The 16,706-nt window shown below is 36.8% G+C and carries 17 protein-coding genes; 3 read left to right on the forward strand and 14 right to left on the reverse strand.

All coding sequences use genetic code 11. The features are described 5' to 3' along the window. Positions 1 to 241: 241 nt before the first annotated feature. The 4 genes from AC23ME_RS13770 to AC23ME_RS13785 form a co-directional block, all read right to left on the reverse strand. Positions 242 to 904: a class I SAM-dependent methyltransferase gene (locus AC23ME_RS13770; protein WP_487728356.1), complete on the reverse strand. Its 663-nt coding sequence runs from the start codon at positions 902 to 904 to the stop codon at positions 242 to 244. A gap of 355 nt (positions 905 to 1,259) precedes the next feature. Then, a complete protein-coding gene (gene adhP, locus AC23ME_RS13775) occupies positions 1,260 to 2,291 on the reverse strand; it encodes an alcohol dehydrogenase AdhP (RefSeq protein WP_487728357.1) in 1,032 nt (343 codons plus the stop codon). 177 nt (positions 2,292 to 2,468) lie between these two features. Beyond that, positions 2,469 to 2,843: a DUF779 domain-containing protein gene (locus AC23ME_RS13780; RefSeq protein WP_487728358.1), complete on the reverse strand. Its 375-nt coding sequence runs from the start codon at positions 2,841 to 2,843 to the stop codon at positions 2,469 to 2,471. A gap of 66 nt (positions 2,844 to 2,909) precedes the next feature. Beyond that, positions 2,910 to 4,415, reverse strand: coding sequence for an aldehyde dehydrogenase family protein (locus AC23ME_RS13785; RefSeq protein WP_487728359.1), 1,506 nt, complete (start codon positions 4,413 to 4,415; stop codon positions 2,910 to 2,912). Between the two features lie 168 nt (positions 4,416 to 4,583). On the opposite strand from AC23ME_RS13785, the gene AC23ME_RS13790 reads away from it, so the two are divergent. Continuing rightward, positions 4,584 to 5,510, forward strand: coding sequence for an AraC family transcriptional regulator (locus AC23ME_RS13790; protein WP_487728360.1), 927 nt, complete (start codon positions 4,584 to 4,586; stop codon positions 5,508 to 5,510). A 141-nt stretch (positions 5,511 to 5,651) separates the two neighbouring features. Here AC23ME_RS13790 and AC23ME_RS13795 read toward each other — a convergent pair whose 3' ends face one another. The 10 genes from AC23ME_RS13795 to cmk all read right to left on the reverse strand — a co-directional run bounded on the left by AC23ME_RS13795 (position 5,652) and on the right by cmk (position 15,677). After that, entirely contained in the window at positions 5,652 to 6,263 is a 612-nt protein-coding gene (locus tag AC23ME_RS13795) for a hypothetical protein (RefSeq protein WP_487728361.1), read from the reverse strand. Position 6,264: 1 nt separating this feature from the next. Continuing rightward, a complete protein-coding gene (locus AC23ME_RS13800) occupies positions 6,265 to 6,741 on the reverse strand; it encodes an RNA polymerase sigma factor (protein WP_487728362.1) in 477 nt (158 codons plus the stop codon). Continuing rightward, entirely contained in the window at positions 6,741 to 6,959 is a 219-nt protein-coding gene (locus AC23ME_RS13805; RefSeq protein WP_487728363.1) for a hypothetical protein, read from the reverse strand. The genes AC23ME_RS13800 and AC23ME_RS13805 overlap by 1 nt, the downstream gene beginning before the upstream one ends. 10 nt (positions 6,960 to 6,969) lie before the next feature. Further along, complete coding sequence (locus tag AC23ME_RS13810; RefSeq protein WP_487728364.1) at positions 6,970 to 7,167, reverse strand: hypothetical protein; 198 nt, start codon at positions 7,165 to 7,167, stop codon at positions 6,970 to 6,972. 163 nt (positions 7,168 to 7,330) lie between these two features. Continuing rightward, positions 7,331 to 9,001 (reverse strand): beta-N-acetylhexosaminidase, encoded by a 1,671-nt coding sequence (locus AC23ME_RS13815; protein WP_487728365.1) that lies wholly within the window; start codon positions 8,999 to 9,001, stop codon positions 7,331 to 7,333. Between the two features lie 451 nt (positions 9,002 to 9,452). Beyond that, positions 9,453 to 11,378: a 30S ribosomal protein S1 gene (gene rpsA / locus AC23ME_RS13820; protein ID WP_487728366.1), complete on the reverse strand. Its 1,926-nt coding sequence runs from the start codon at positions 11,376 to 11,378 to the stop codon at positions 9,453 to 9,455. 508 nt (positions 11,379 to 11,886) lie between these two features. Then, the gene (locus AC23ME_RS13825; protein WP_487728367.1) at positions 11,887 to 12,603 is read right to left on the reverse strand and encodes a hypothetical protein; all 717 of its coding nucleotides are present in this window, start codon (positions 12,601 to 12,603) and stop codon (positions 11,887 to 11,889) included. A gap of 34 nt (positions 12,604 to 12,637) precedes the next feature. Then, the gene (locus AC23ME_RS13830; RefSeq protein WP_487728368.1) at positions 12,638 to 13,465 is read right to left on the reverse strand and encodes a 3-keto-disaccharide hydrolase; all 828 of its coding nucleotides are present in this window, start codon (positions 13,463 to 13,465) and stop codon (positions 12,638 to 12,640) included. A 43-nt stretch (positions 13,466 to 13,508) separates the two neighbouring features. Then, the gene (locus tag AC23ME_RS13835) at positions 13,509 to 14,984 is read right to left on the reverse strand and encodes a TPM domain-containing protein (protein WP_487728369.1); all 1,476 of its coding nucleotides are present in this window, start codon (positions 14,982 to 14,984) and stop codon (positions 13,509 to 13,511) included. Between the two features lie 12 nt (positions 14,985 to 14,996). Further along, positions 14,997 to 15,677, reverse strand: a complete 681-nt coding sequence (gene cmk, locus AC23ME_RS13840; protein ID WP_487728370.1) for a (d)CMP kinase — start codon at positions 15,675 to 15,677, stop codon at positions 14,997 to 14,999. Between the two features lie 57 nt (positions 15,678 to 15,734). Between cmk and arfB the strand changes: the two genes are divergently transcribed. Together arfB and AC23ME_RS13850 are read left to right on the forward strand one after the other, a co-directional pair. Next, positions 15,735 to 16,142 carry an alternative ribosome rescue aminoacyl-tRNA hydrolase ArfB gene (gene arfB / locus AC23ME_RS13845; protein WP_487728371.1) on the forward strand — a complete coding sequence of 136 codons (408 nt, stop codon included), beginning with the start codon at positions 15,735 to 15,737 and terminating at the stop codon, positions 16,140 to 16,142. Positions 16,143 to 16,240: 98 nt separating this feature from the next. Next, the gene (locus AC23ME_RS13850) at positions 16,241 to 16,699 is read left to right on the forward strand and encodes a hypothetical protein (RefSeq protein WP_487728372.1); all 459 of its coding nucleotides are present in this window, start codon (positions 16,241 to 16,243) and stop codon (positions 16,697 to 16,699) included. Positions 16,700 to 16,706 lie beyond the last annotated feature (7 nt).

Raw genomic sequence — 16,706 nt, forward strand, 5'->3', positions numbered from 1 at the left:
GCTTGTGTTTAAGTTTTAACAAGTGCAAAATTCATGCTAAACTCATAAAATAGAGCTTTGCTGTTTGCTTTACACTAATAACGATTACATTAACCTACTGTTTTAAGAAAGTTGCATATTAACGACCGCTATTAATAAAGCAGAATTTAGATTTTAGGCAAACGGAGTTTGGGAGTAGCGTGAGATTTAGCCGTAAATGATCTTAGATTGCTAAGTATAAGGCGATTTTACAGTCGCTGCACTATTTTTCTGCTAGTGCTACATAGAATAGCCTTTCAACTTCATCACCAGCCTTGCTTCTAATTCTCTCAGTAAACGAGCTGATATCAATAATTTTAAATCCAGCTATATCAGCTAATTTATAAATACGCTCTTTGCTGTACAAATCAAAACCGTAGGCAGTAAAAGGTAAGCTTTCCATGAAATCCTTATCGGCAAATCCAATAGCAAAACGGCCTTGGGGTTTTAATACACGATAAATTTCTTGAATAAAAGCTTCGGGGTTTTCCCAAAAATAGATGGTGTTAACAGTTAAAATTTTGTCAAAAGTATTTTCTGAAAATGAAATGGTATTGCCATTATACAAATGAAACGAGGCTCTATTGCTTTGTATAGCTGCAACATTATTTTCTGCAGCTTGCTTTTTCATCAGTTCTGAGATTTCTAAACCATAATAAGAAGTGTTTTCTGCTTGGTTTAAAATTTCTGAAAGATGCTTGCAATTGCCATGACCTAGTTCTAAAATTAAATCACCTTTGGTAATATTTAAAGCAGCAATTGTTTTTCTGGTCATGCCGATATTGCTATCGTGCATCATGTTTGCAACTTCAATGCCTTCTTCATTTTGCGGGCAGCTGAGTTGAGTAGCAAGTTTTTTTAGATGTTCATTATCTTGGTTCATCATTTTCTAATTTAGATTTAGGACGCCATAACCAGAAGTTTAAAATTAGCAATGGAATTACAATACTGAGACTGGCTAATTTCAAAAAGTCTCTGTTTTTTGCAATATCGGCTTGCGACGTTGTGAAGATAAAGATTGTCTCTTTGATTAACCACAACGTAATAATTGTAACTATCGCAGCTATGATCTTACGCAACATATTCGAAAATAATTTGAACTCAAATATTAGGCTTTTCTGCGGATTTTGCTAATAAAATTGAAAAGAGGATGCTGTAATGAGAATTAGATGGATTTGAAATTAGCCACAGATGCACAGATTTTATCGCTTTTTATCGGTGTATCTGTGGCTAACAGATAATTATTCAGCTATTTGCAGCACAATTCTGCCGTCTATTTCGCCTTTTTTCATTTGTTCGAAAACGTCATTAACATCTTCTAACTTAGCTGCGGTAACATTGGCTTTTACCTTGCCTTCTACCGCAAATTCAATGGCTTCAATCATATCTTTACGTGTGCCAACTATAGAACCTCTAATGGTAGTTCCGTTTAGTACGGTATCGAAAATAGAAAGGTCGAATGTGCCAGGAGGCAAACCGTTTAGCACCATCGTACCCTTTCTACGCATGGTTTGTAAGCCTTGTTTAAATGCAATAGGAGAAACTGCAGTAATTAAAGAGCCGTGTACTCCACCAGTTTCTTTTTTGATCACTGATGCTGGATCTTCATTTTTGGCGTTAACAACAATATCAGCTCCTAATCTTTTTGCTAGAGCTAGCTTATCATCTGCGATGTCGATTGCAGCTACGTTCATTCCCATCGCTTTTGCATATTGAACCGCTACGTGACCTAAACCGCCAATTCCAGAAATGGCCACCCATTCTCCTGGTTTAACTTCAGTTTGTTTTAAGCCTTTGTAAACGGTAACCCCAGCACAAAGTATGGGTGCCATTTGTAAGAAATTAGTGTTTACAGGTAGTTTTCCAACATATCTAGCATCAGCGATAACATATTCAGCAAAGCCTCCATCTACACTGTAGCCACCGTTTTGTTGGCTTTCGCAAAGTGTTTCCCAACCAGTAATACAATGGTCGCAGCAACCACAAGCGCTATATAGCCAAGGCACCCCAACGGCATCTCCTTCTTTAACATTCTGTACATCTGGGCCAACAGCAACCACGTAGCCTACACCTTCGTGTCCTGGAATTAGCGGCATTTTTGGTTTAACTGGCCAATCGCCTTCTACAGCATGTAGGTCTGTATGACATACGCCACTGGCAATAACTTTTACTAAAATTTGATTTCTGCCAGGTCTCTTTACCTCAACTTCTTCGATTTGCAGCGGCTTTCCGAATTCGCGAACAACGGCTGCTTTCATGGTGTTTGGAAGCATAATGATTAATTTAGTGAACGGATTATTGAGTTAATTTAAAGATAGATGAATGCGATAGGTGATAGTGTGATGCGTATCAGGTTAAAATGAGATACTGACTACAACTGTTGGTTTTAAAAAGAAAGCCAGCAAGCCAAAGCGGCTCACTGGCAAATCAAACCAAAATATAAACTAAGATTATTGTGCTGTAGTTATAGGCTCTAGATTATTCAGTTCCTCTTCGGTAAATAATCTATAATGTATTTTAAAGGTTTTGCCAAGAGGAGTTTCTAACGAAAATCCCCCGACACCAAACCCATCTAATACATCGAGCGTAAAATGCGAGTATTTCCAGTATTCGAATAGATCTTTGTCTACCCAAAACTCACAATCTTCTATGGTTCCTAGTAGGATATCGTTCATGCGAACATAAAAGCCTCCCTTTTCGAAACATTGTGGTTGGGTGCCTTCGCAGCAGCCGCCAGCTTGATAGAACATCAATTCGCCATGTTGCGCTTTCAGTTCTTTAATCAAGTCTTTTGCTGTTTCTGTACTATCTAATCGCTTAACCATTTTTCCTCCTTTCGTTTTTAAGTTTAACAGATCTTTCGCTGTGCTCAGGATGACAAACTGGTTATGTTAAAAGAAGCCTAATTTGTTTTTGTTGTACGAGATTAACATATTTTTCGACTGGCGATAGTGACCTAACATCATTTTATGATTTTCTCTACCTACACCAGATTGTTTGTAGCCTCCAAACGGTGCACCCGCTGGATAAGCATGGTATTGGTTTACCCAAATTCTACCAGCTTGGATAGCTCTCGGTACTTGATAAAGTTCGTGTGCATCTCTAGTCCAAACACCTGCTCCTAAACCGTACAAAGTATCGTTGGCAATTTCAATAGCTTCTTCTACGGTTTTAAAAGTAGTTACTGCCAATACTGGCCCAAAAATTTCTTCTTGGAAAATGCGCATTTTATTGTGCCCTTTAAAGATAGTTGGTTTAATGTAGTAGCCACCGCCAAGTTCATCAGACAATTGATTAATATCGCCACCAGTTAATACTTCTGCACCTTCTTGCTTCCCTAATTCGATGTAAGATTTAATTTTCTCGAACTGAATTTTAGAAGCTTGTGCACCCATCATCACTGTTTTATCAAGAGGGCTTCCAACTTTAATGGCGTTAGTTCTTTCAATTACTTTAGCGATGAATTTGTCATAAATATCTTCTTGTACCAATAACCTCGATGGGCAAGTACAGATTTCACCTTGGTTCAACGCAAATAAAACAGCGCCTTCAATGGCTTTGTCCAAGAAAGCATCATCTTCATCCATTACGGAATTAAAGAAAATGTTCGGAGACTTACCACCTAACTCTAAAGTTACTGGAATGATGTTCTCTGTAGCATATTGCATCACCAAACGTCCCGTTGGAGTAGAACCTGTAAATGCAGCTTTGTTAACTTTCGGGTTAGTTACCAAATGACGACCCAATTCTGCTCCAAATCCATTCACAACATTTACTACTCCTGGAGGCAATAGGTCGCCAATTAGTTCCATTAAAACTATGATAGAAGTAGGGGTGCTTTCGGCAGGTTTTAGCACTACAGTATTTCCAGCGGCTAAAGCTGGCGCCAGTTTCCAAATCCCCATCAATAAAGGAAAATTCCAAGGGATAATTTGAGCTACTACACCAATTGGCTCATGCACAATTAGAGAAACAGTATGTTCGTCTAACTCTGTGTGAGAACCTTCTTCGGCGCGTATTACACCAGCAAAATATCTGAAGTGATCGATACCCAAAGGTAAATCGGCATTCAAGGTTTCGCGTATCGCTTTTCCGTTATCAATGGTTTCTACTGTAGCCAAATATTCTAGATTGTCTTCCATACGTTGGGCAATCTTGTTCAAAATAATGCTTCTTTCGGTAGATGATGTTTTGCTCCAAGTTTTGAAAGCTTCCGCCGCTGCGTTAACTGCCAATTCTAAATCTTCTTTTGAAGAATGTGCAGCTTTGGTGAATACTTTTCCATCGATAGGAGAGATGTTGTCGAAGTATTTTCCATTTACCGGTGCTACAAACTGACCGTTAATATAATTGTCGTAGTGAGATTTAAACTCTGGTCTTTTTACTATTTGTTCCATGATTTTAAAATTTGGTTATTACAAACCTATGATTCATAGAAGCTAGACGATAGTAAAATAGTTGCAAATGATAGCATTATCGTTGCAAGCAATGTAATAGATTTGAAATAATTCTATCTTTACTTTAACAACATAGTGGAATATTACGTTATTTAACCAAAGCATAAAATGATGAACCACAAATTGGATTTGGTAAGCCTTAGCAACGAATCTAAGTTGCAAACTCTAGTCGAAAATAGAACTTCGTACACTTTGGAGCGTTGCGAGTTAAACGTGTTTGAAACCTATACGCAATCTTACAAAGTGCCATTAACTTTCGATGATTTTGTAATTACAAGCATGTTGCGTGGTAAAAAGGTGATGCATTTGAACGAGAAGAAGGAGTTTGAATATTTGCCTGGCGAAACGGTAATTGTTCCTCCATCTGAAACCATGCGCATCGATTTTCCAGAGGCTACAGATTTAAATCCAACGCAGTGTATCGCTTTAGCAATTGATAACGGACAGATTAAACAAACCATCAGGTATTTGAACGAGTATTTCCCAAAAGAGAGCAACGACGAGGAGTGGAAGTTGAATTACGATGAATATCATTTTTATAACAACGAAGAGATAGCTTATTTAATTAACAAAGTGATAAAAGTTTGTTCTGATACCTCAAGAGAAAAAGATGTATTGGCAGATTTAACTTTAAAAGAGTTGTTGGTGAGGATTATGCAAACTCAAAACCTAAATCTTTTACAGAGCGAAACACTAAATAACAATCCTTTAGCTTATGTAATTGGCTATATCAAATCTAATCTCAATGAGAAAATAAGCATAGAAAGTTTGAGCGACAAAGCTTGTATGAGTAAAGCTACGTTCTATAGATTGTTTAAACGTGAATTAGGGGTTAGTCCGAATGATTTTATATTGGCAGAGAAGATGAAAAAAGCCAAGGAGATGTTACTTAAACCGGGAATAAAGATTGCGGCAATTAGTTATGAGTTAGGTTTTAGCGATGCCAATTATTTTACCAGAGCCTTTAAAAAGATAGTAGGCATCACTCCAGGTGCTTTTCAATCGCAAGGAATGATGCCGAGGTTGGTTTTGTAGATAAAGGCCAAGTAGCAGTAGTTTTGTATTTCGTCATACCCAACTTGATTGGGTATCGTAATGCTTTGGTAAATCAATTAAACTTTTTTTGCTTTACGATTCCCGCCTACGCGGGAATGACGAGCTATTAATACTATGTGCCTATGTGGTTCTATCATCAGCAAATTCCCCAATCTTTGCCTTCAAACTTTCAATTTGCTTTTTGAAAATGCTGCGGTTCATCAAATTGCCCAACAAGATAACCAATATCCCCAACGGTAATAATAAGGCTAAGTGCAAGTAAATGTTTGGTAACTCAAACACGTTAGCAAAGCTTTTGTGGACAGTTAGTTTATAACACAAAAATCCAATTGGCCCAGCTAAGGGGGCGGTTATGTATCCCCAAATATTTTCTATCGAAAGAATTTTAGTGATTGCTTTTAAATTGCTCTCTAACACTTCTTTTGTGCTAGAGGAGTAATCTACACTGGTTTTAATTTTCTGGAATTCCTTTGCGCCAAACCATCTTGAAATCTCATAGAGTGCAAAAACACCTAGCAATAAAATCTTCAAATCTCTGTCTGCAAATAAGGCAATGGCTAAAATTGGCAGATCAATGATTCTTACCCATCTTAACTTCCATTTCAGTTTAAATATCAAATCTTGAAGCAGATCTTTAGATTGTACATCTAGGTTGAATTTCGAAACTTGGGCACTTTGCTCGGAGTTCATCAGCTCTGCCGACATATTTTGCCATTCTTGTTGTAAATCCATTTTATTTTTTGTTTAAAATAGTAGTGAGTTGTTGTTTAATACGATGCAGTTTAACGTTAGTATTCCCTTTAGATAAGCCTGTAATTTCGCTAATCTCTGTATTGTCGAAACCATCCAAATGCAACATGATGATACTCCGGTCAACTTCTGCCAGTTGCTTAATTGCTCTGTACAAAAAGTCTGCTCTTTCCGATAGTTCTTTTGGTTCGTAGCTAATTTCTGCATGACTACTTTGCTTAATGTTTGTTGCTTTCTTCTGCTTATTTAAAAAAGTGAGCGCAACGTTTAGGCTAATTCTGTAAAGCCAAGTAGAAAATTTCGAGTTGCCTTCAAACCGATGATAGGCACTCCAACTTTGTAATACAATTTCTTGATACAGGTCTTTTCTGTCTTCCAAATCATCGGCATAAAGGTTCACCACTTTAAGGATGATACCTTTATGCTCTTCAATTTTTTGGAGATAGATTTTTTCTGTCATTATTTATTGGCCTTGTCTTTTTTTGCTTGTGCTATTTGTTTGGTGGCATCTTTTGCAAAACCAAAAAGTAAGTAAAGAAATGCAGAAATCGATATTACTAGCAAAGTATATTTTAAATATGGAGGGACATCTCTAGTACCAATGACCATAAAGGCCATTCCAATAATCATTAAAATGCTGTTTTTAATTTGGTTGGTTGTTGTTTCTTGAGTTTTCATAGTTGATTTTTTAATGAATTGATTTTGATGATGAACGATTTTCCTTAAACTCATGGTACAGATGAACCGCCACAATAATAAAAGAAATAGTTGCGATGGCCAACATTGGATATTTCAACAATGGAGGCATTTCTGTAGTAGAAAGAATAAGAATGAGAAAAGCGGTAGTCGCTATACTTACGGTTGGTTTTTTTTCTGTCTTGCTCATTTTTAAACTGTTTATTTGTACAGTTAGTAAGCAAAGGCTCCGGAAAATTACAGGGAAGTAGAAATATTTTTTAGAAATATAAAAGCCACAGATGCACAGATATGTTTTTCATAAAATCTGTGCATCTGTGGCAAATAATAACCTGCTTATAAAGGGAAATTTTTTAGGGGGTTGCAGTCAAATATCGCTTGCTATAAGTAATCCCCATTAAATCGTAGCGCTTAAATTGCGTCTTTAATCTGTTGAGAAAATCTGGGTAGTTTTTTTGAGCTTTTGGCGACCATTGAATTTCGCTCAGTGCATCCATACGAGGAAAAATCATATACTCCACTTTAGCTGGGTTGCCAATGTATTCTGACCATAGATTTCCCTGTGCTCCCCAAATGTACTTCCCTTGTTCAGCATTTAATTCTGCAGGTACAGGCTCGTAATTGTAAACCGTTTCCAGAGGTAAGAATTTATTGGCAGCCAAGCTATCATCTTTCATAAATTGCTTATGGTTAAGGTATAGCTTTTCTTCTGGCGACATAATTACTCTTTGTTTAACCTTTGCTGCGGCAATGCCACCTTTTTCGCCACGCCAGCTCATTACAATGGCATTTGGCGCTAATCCGCCATCTAAAATCTCGTCCCAGCCAATAATGGTTTTGCCTTTGCTGTTTACAAATTTTTCGATACGATGAATGAAATAACTTTGTAAGGCAACTTCATCTTTAATGCCTTTTTCCTTCATAATTTTCTGCGTCTCGGCAGATTGCTTCCACCAAATTTTAGAAGCTTCGTCGCCACCGATGTGAACGTATGGGGAAGGGAATAAATCCATTACTTCTGTCAGTACATCTTCTAAGAAGCCAAAGCTCTTGTCAGTCGGTTGAAAAACATTGTTGTATTTGTTCATCATTCCCCAAGTTTCGGCTACTTTGTAACCACTTTTTGAGTCTGTACCAAACTCAGGGTAAGCTGCCAAAGCTGCCATGCTATGAGCAGGCATTTCAATTTCAGGAATTACAGTGATGTATCTATCGGCTGCGTATTTAATTACTTCTTTCACTTCGTCTTGTGTATAAAAACCACCGTGACGAATGCCATCTGTTTTAACTACTGCACCAGCTGGTGTAATTTTTACATCGTTTGGTAAAACCTGATATTTGATGTGCTCGTTCCCTTTTCCTGGCCATAAACCTACAATACTGCCATTTCTCCAAGCACCAACTTCCGTTAGTTTCGGGTATTTTTTGATTTCAATTCTCCATCCATGGTCATCAGTTAAATGCCAATGGAAGTAGTTCATTTTATGCAATGCCATGTAGTCAATGTATTGCTTAATAAAAGCAACGTCAAAAAAATGGCGACTTACATCTAAGTGCATGCCACGGTAATCGAAACGGGGGTAATCGTTAATGGTAACGGCGGGAATAATTAACTCATTGCTTTTTTTGGTTGGAAGTAGTTGAATTAATGATTGCACACCATGAAAGACACTAGGTTTAGACGTGCCAGCTATAGAGATGTTTTTTGAAGAGCTATTTAGTAAATAAACATTACTAAATTCGCTTATGCGAGTATTAACAACTAAGTAGATGTAGTTCTCTGATGGCTTAACGTTAGTTATGGTAAGCTTAAACTGAAGATATTTCTCTAAATAATTATTGAAGAAAACTGCTGAATTTTTCAACGAATCATTTTCTATAACGATTTTGGTTTGCGTGTTAATAGTAAAACCTTTTTGCTGTGCTTCTTCTTTTAAATACACAGGCTTTGGAATGATGTTGATTTGAGCTATTGAAAATAAGGTAGAGCTTATCAATAATGCTGTGATTACAAATTTCTTCATATCCAAAAATAGCATTTATTTATAAAGCTCGCAATTACAATATGAATGTTCTTGAGTTTTTATGCTGTTTTTTGCGTTAATTATTTTTGTTAATAGACTTAAGAAGTTTCAAAAACTTCATAAATCTTAATTGGATATGTTTTAATTGCCAAGAAACACATTACGTTATTAACTAAACCTGATTGAGCGGATTAGCCCACAGGTGGAGTGTAACGAAACCGAGGACTATAAGCGAAAGCAGGGCAGGAGTTACCGATGAGAGCTTACTTTCGTTTTCAAATTATTGAACCATGTAAGGTATTTAAGTAAATATAAGTTAAGGCTTCAATGGACTTATACGGTTGAAAAAGAAATTGCTTCGTCATTCTTCCTCGCAATGACGAGTGTATAACAAAAAAAATCCCGATAACTTGCGCTATCGGGATTTAATATTTGGAATAAGAATTAAGGATTAACCTTTTTTCTCATTGCTTTCCATTTGTGACTTCAATTGAGCTAACACATCAAGATCTCCTAATGTTGATTTCTCTACTGAATCTTTCACTTTTTTAACTGCTGAGCTAGCTGCTTTCGCATCTTTTTTCTTAGTTGCTCTTTCTTCAGCTACTACTTCAGCTTTAGCCTCTTCCCAGATACGGGCGTGAGAAACAACGATACGCTTAGCATCTTTGTTAAACTCGATGATTTTGAAATCAGCAGTTTCGTCAGCTTTTAAAGTAGTACCATCTTCTTTAGCCATGTGTTTTGTTGGTACAAAACCTTCAACGCCATATGGTAATGCAATTACAGCACCTTTATCAGTTACTTTAATTACTGTACCTTGGTGAATTGAATCTAAAGTGAAAACAGTTTCGAAAGTATCCCAAGGGTTTTCTTCCAATTGTTTGTGACCTAAAGATAATTTGCGGTTATCAACATCAAGTTCTAACACAACAACATCTAAAGTATCGCCAACTTTGGTGAACTCGTTAGGGTGGTTAACTTTTTTGCTCCAAGAAAGATCAGAAATGTGGATTAATCCGTCAATTCCTTCTTCAATTTCAACAAATACACCGAAGTTAGTCATGTTTTTAACAACAGCTTGGTGTTTGCTTCCAACTGGATATTTCTCTGCAACGCCGCCCCAAGGATCTTGAGTTAATTGTTTGATACCCAAGCTCATTTTGCGCTCGTCTCTATCTAAAGTTAAAACTTCAGCTTCGATTTCATCACCAACTTTTAAGAACTCTTGTGGAGAACGTAAGTTTTGTGACCAGCTCATTTCTGAAACGTGGATTAAACCTTCAACACCAGGGATGATTTCTAAGAAAGCACCGTAATCTGCAACAGTTACGATTTTACCTTTTACTTTAGAACCAACAGCTAAGTTAGCATCTAAATTCTCCCAAGGGTGAGCAGTTAATTGTTTTAAGCCTAATGCGATACGTTTTTTCTCATCATCAAAATCTAAAACAACAACATTGATTTTTTGATCTAATGCCAATACTTCTTTTGGATGCTCTATGCGGCCCCAAGAAATATCAGTGATGTGTAATAAACCGTCTACGCCACCAAGATCGATGAATACACCGAAATCAGTAATATTTTTAACAGTACCTTCAAGTACTTGTCCTTTTTCTAATTTAGAAACGATTTCAACTTTTTGCGACTCTAAATCGTCCTCGATCAATACTTTGTGTGATACAACAACGTTTTTGAACTCATGGTTAATTTTAACCACTTTGAATTCCATTGTTTTACCAACATAAACATCGTAATCGCGAATTGGTTTAATGTCGATTTGAGAACCTGGCAAGAACGCCTCAACACCCATAATGTCAACAATAAGACCACCTTTAGTACGGCTCTTAACGAAACCGTTAATGATTGTGTCATTGTCAAGCGCAGCGTTGATAGTTTCCCAAGAACGTTGAGTTTTTGCTCTCTTACGAGATAAAATTAACTGGCCATTTGCATCTTCAGGTGCTTCTACAAACACGTCAACTGAATCGCCAATTTTCAACTCAGGAAGGTCACGGAACTCAGAAGCAGAAACTAAACCGTCAGATTTGAAACCTACGTTTAATACTACGTCTTTGTTGTTAATTGATACTACAGTACCAGAAATGATCTCACCTTGAGTGATTTGATTGAAAGTATCAGTATACATTGCTTCAAACTTTTTACGGTCTTCGTCATTGTAGTTACCAAAAACTTTGTCGTCTGCATCCCAGTCAAAATCTTGATCTGGTGTTGCTAATTGTGATTTGATCTGTTCGATCGATACTGAATCAGCTTCTGACTCAATAGTTTCCTTTTGGTTCAAACGGGCGTCTGCACCTTGCAATTCGGCTTCTTTAGCCTTTAGTTCTTTTTCTGCAACTTGTTTTTTTGCCATTAATTAATTATCTCCTTTTTCCCTGTTTAGGGACGGCAAAGGTACGGATAATATTAAAAAAACAAAACTATTTTTAAATAAATATCGCTGATATTTAATGGGTTGAATTTTGGTTTAGTGTTTTTTTTATAAGCTCCCTGTCATCTTGAGGGCAGCGAAGTATCTATTACAAACTTAGTAGGTGTTCTTTTAAATATGGAGAACGTTGGTGATTTTTTATATTTTGGAAAAGAACGATTGTGCAACATGGTAAATGCGGCCCCGCTATCTGCTACTCCCGATAAATCGGGATCCGCTACTATCGGGTTTAATTAACCTAAACCTGAGCAAAATACCTACTTTGCGACCTTTGCGTAACTCTTATTTCATCTTTGCGGTTAAAGTTTGGCGAACCGCAAAGGATTTGAAGTAATCGCAAAGAACGCGAAGGCTTGTATGTTAACTTTGCCAATCTTGTATAAGATATCTAGTTAAGATTGACAAAGTTTAATATTCTTTTCGGGAATAATTAAGGTTTGTAAGGATTAATTTCAAAAAAAACGGTTAGTTTGCCTTTATTAATTTCTCTAACTCGAGCCAATCTTTTCCAATCGAATATGCGATTAAAATAATCCGTTATTTTAACTTTCAAAGCCTTATCATCTTTAGTAAGAAAGAATATTTTTTTGATTTTTCCTTCTTCACCTAACCTAACGCCAACAATACTAAAATAATTGATAGAAGCTAAATTGCTTGTTCTCAAAAAGTCTGACGGATAAATTGCCGCTTCGTTGTAAATTATGATGGTGTGCTTCTGGGCAGAGCGTTTTAAAACATTTAGTTTTTCCTCAATTTGGTCTCTTTTATAGTACGATTGTTGAGGTTTGTAGTGTGAAGTGCATAAATAAGTAGTGACTAACTTTTCTGCATTAACTTTTCCAAAGACAAGTCGTATTTCTCCTTCACTTATAAATGTACCGCAAGAGCTGTATGACTTGCCGCCATTTTCGCCAAGTACATACAAGTTTTTTATAGCCTTGCCTTTGTACAAATTTAATACTTCAACATCCGCCCTGTAATATTGATTTGTATCAGGATAGTTCTTATGGTTTTTTAAAATTTTAACTACGCCAACAAAATCCGAAGTTTGATAGTAGCTGGTGATTGTAGATGATAATGAGCAGCTACACGCAAAGGCACTTATTGATAATGATATCAGAAGTAAGATGATAAAAATTCTTTTCATAAATTGAAGATGTCTGTGTTAAATAAATTCCATACTATTCCTTCCTCAATCTCTCCAAAACCTTCTCCAACTTTTTCTCATCCTTTGCATAAGGCTGCAAATCAAAAAGTTTTACGGTTCTAAACTCAATAGGGTGACTTTCACTTTGTAAAGCAATATATCCGCCAGTTAAGCGCTTACCATCTTCTTTAACTTTAGAATTAAAATTAGCCACATTGCCACCATCAATTTTAGGTTTGGTGTAAGTTAAAACCGTGTCTTTATTAATGATGTGCTTAATCACCGAATCACCTAGGACTAAAAACTCTGCCGTAACCCACTGGTCGCCATGATAAGTTTTAGAGGTGCTATTTAAGCAATGCGGAGTAAATAAATTGTCTTTGATTTCTATCGTAGTTCCTGGCGTGCAAACATTGCCAGTTGGTCTTTCATCTTTACCATTACCCCCTAAAAACTGTGCTTCTACAGAAATAGGGAAGTCTTGGTCTTTCAACATGGTAGCTGGATCTTGACAATGCAACATGGCCCCGCTGTTTCTTAATGCCCAACCTTCGCCACCTTTGGCTTGTTCGCCTACAAATCGGTATTCTACTTTTAATAAGTAATAAGAGAAAGGTTTTTTATAGAAAATATGCCCGTATTGTTGGTCAAACTTTTCGTATCCGTCGTACTTAACCTTCATTAAGCCGTTTTCTACATAAAAGGTATTGCCGTAATTTTCATTGTAATTATGTTTGGCAATTTTGATATTCCAATCCTTTAAATCTTTGCCATTGAAAAGGTTAATCCATCCTTTTTGGGCAAAGCTATTTAAGTTAAGTATGATAAGGGCTAAAAATAGTGCTGTCTTACGAATGTTCATTATCTATAAAAGTGTATAGATAAAACTAGGAATTTTTTTAGAATTACCAACTACCACCGGCACCGCCACCGCTGCTGCGGCCGCCGCCCCAACTACCCGATGAGGATGAAGATGATGAAGACGACGAAGAAGAAGAACTGCTACTACTGGTAGTTCTAACCAACTTGCTAAGTACGACCATTCCTAATGAAATTCGATGATTGCAAAATTCACAGCTTTGATAGCGCTCTGCTTGGCCTGCACTGCTGTAAGTAGCCTGACTGATGGTTTTTAACTTGGGTTTGGTCATTGTGCTGAAATGACATTTCTCACATTCAGAAAAATCAGCACTACTTTCGCCCGGCCATGCCACAATTTGAATTTCATCAGCTTTGCTGCCTTTCCATATCTGGTAGGTTTTGGCTTCTAAACGCTCTTCCTTAATTTGACCACTGTTTAAATAAGGTTTACCATCCTTATTAGTGCTTCTGTCTATTCGATGATAATGTTCAAATCCTACTGGTGCGACCAACTGTTTGCTGAGGCGCTTGTTTTCGAAGTATTGCTTTAATATACCAATCACAGTTAATGGAGCAAAAGGCACAAATAGAGCAGTTTTTCCTAAATAACTTTTTACTGCAGATAGATAGCTAGCAACATCGCTGTATTCCTTTTTAATGGCTCGCCGTCTTGTATTAATTTGCATTGTTAGAAATAACGAAGCTACGGCTGCAATGGTCCAAGGTAAATATTCTGGTTCAATAATATTGATGTTGAATAAACTTGCCGCAAAAACGCCAAAGAAAATTCCGAAAAACATAATACCACATCCTACTAGAATATTTTTTTCTAGTCCATCGTTTTTCTTTTTAGAACTTGCTTTATTGTTTTTTCCAAAACGTTTGAAGAGTTTGAATACGCCGAAATAGGCTAAAATAGTTGCTAAAGCAATAAGGAGATGATTGCTGTTTTTTTCTATAAAGGTCTTTTCCCTAGGAATTAGTGTATTTAATTCTGCAATACCATCTGGAGATCCTAGGGTTTTTTCAATTACAGATGCAGCGTTCACAATGCCTTTGCCATAATTTCCTTCCTTAAATGCAGGTACCAAAACCCGCTCTCCAATTTGTTTTAACCTGATATCTGGCAGCAAGCCTTCTATGCCAGAGCCGGTAATGAAACGATATCTTCGCCTATCTTTTGCCACTAAAAGCAACAACCCGTTATCTGCATCTTTTTTGCCAATTTCCCAAGCATTAAACAACGCATAAGCAAAAGTGAAATCATCATCTTCTTGGGTGAAATCATTAATCACCACCACGGCAAATTCCACTTTTCCAGTAGCTTCAATTTGTTTGGCTATTTGGTTAAGTTCATCAACTTCCGAGCTTGATAGGATACCATCAGGATTACTGACAAAATAGTCCTGCCCTTGCTTTTTAGGATCTGGAATGGAAGAAATGCTGTGCTGCCTAGCGCTAACAGTTGTAAAGCTGACGAAGCTTAAAATTATGATCGAAAGGATTTTTATTCTAAGCATCATCATTAGGTTTTAGACGTGTAAAAATGGCTCTACTTTCTCTAACGCAAAAGCCAGTTGTTCTGTTTCAGTAATATCAGTATTGTCTAATATAATCGCATCTTCTGCTCGAGTAAGAGGACTTTCTTCTCTGGTTGTATCGGCGTAATCGCGGTGCGCTAAATTTTCGAATACTTCTTCTAAAGTAATGGTATTATCGCCTTTGGCTACCATTTCTTTGTGTCTGCGTTCTGCTCTGATTTTTGGATCAGCAGTCATGAAAAATTTTACCTGTGCATCTGGGAAAACAGCGGTACCAATGTCACGGCCATCCATCACAATGTTTTTAGACTTGCCCATACGCTGTTGCTGTTTTACCATTTCTTTGCGCACTTCTTTAATGGCAGAAACAGGACTTACAGCTTCCGAAACAGGCATTAACCTAATTTCATCAGAAACTTCTTCTCCGTTTAGAGTAATGTGAGATTCGTAATCTTTAGAATGAAAATTCAGTTCGATTTGTTGTAGTGCTTCTTCAATCGCTTCGTGATTTTCTAAATCAACGTTGTTACGCAAAAAATATAAGGTAATTGCTCTGTACATAGCGCCACTATCGATATAGATAAAACCTAACTTTTTCGCTAATGCCTTTGCCAACGTACTTTTTCCGCAAGATGAGTAACCGTCTATCGCTACCACTATATTTTTTCTCATACGCGGCAAATATAATACAGTTAGGGAGACATAATGAAATAAAAACTACATTTGTGTATGTTGCCAGATCAATCGGAATTATTAAAAGCAGTTAGCTTTAAAACCTCAAGAAGTGGGGGCAAGGGCGGGCAAAATGTGAACAAAGTTTCTAGTAAAGTAGAACTGATTTTTAATATTGATGATGCGTCATTTTTTAGTGAGGATGAAAAAGCCCGTTTGAAAGAAAAATTAGCTTCGAGGTTAGATAGTGAAGGCTTGCTTCATGTTGTTTCGCAGGAAGATAGGAGTCAGCTCTTGAATAAACAGAGAACGGTTCTAAAGTTGATGGCAATTTTAAAAGCTGGTTTGGAAGTGCAAAAAGCAAGAAAGGCGAGTAAAATTCCTAAGGCGGTTAAAGAAAAACGTTTGGCTAATAAGGCTGCAAATGCGGAGAAGAAGAAAAATAGAAGGTTCTCAGATTTTTAAAAATCTAAATTTTATACCCAACAAATCTTTTACTTGGCAATGTGTGAGATTAGGTTTTGAAGTTTATATTTGTTATTACACACAAATGAAACGATAGTATGAAAAAAACGCTTATGTTCATGGCACTCATCGCCATAATGGCTTCTTGTAAAAAGAATGAAGCCAATCTGCCAACGCCCGCAGTGAAATTGTCAGAAGATATTCTATTTTCCGTAAAAGGGGCTACTCAAGAAAGTCAACCTTTACATCAGCCATCTAAAAAATATGATTTTTTAGGCTATGGGTACGATGTAACAGATCGATTTAATGATCAAGCTTCTATTAGGGCAAACATAATAGATATTCCATTGTATGCTGCTAGTGGCACTTCTAGAGTGAATTCTAGTGGAGGAACGGAGGGTTCTTGGACCACTTTTCAAGCTAAAGATGCAGTCGCATTATCAGAAAAGTTTTCTAATTCATTTGAGGCTACTAAGGGAAATAAGCTTTTTGGAAGTACAATTATACATGCTTTCACAGAAACTGTTGCCGATGATAAGAAGTATGTTTACGGGTAATATTCTA

Source organism: Pedobacter sp. T50_32 (genome assembly GCF_057652195.1).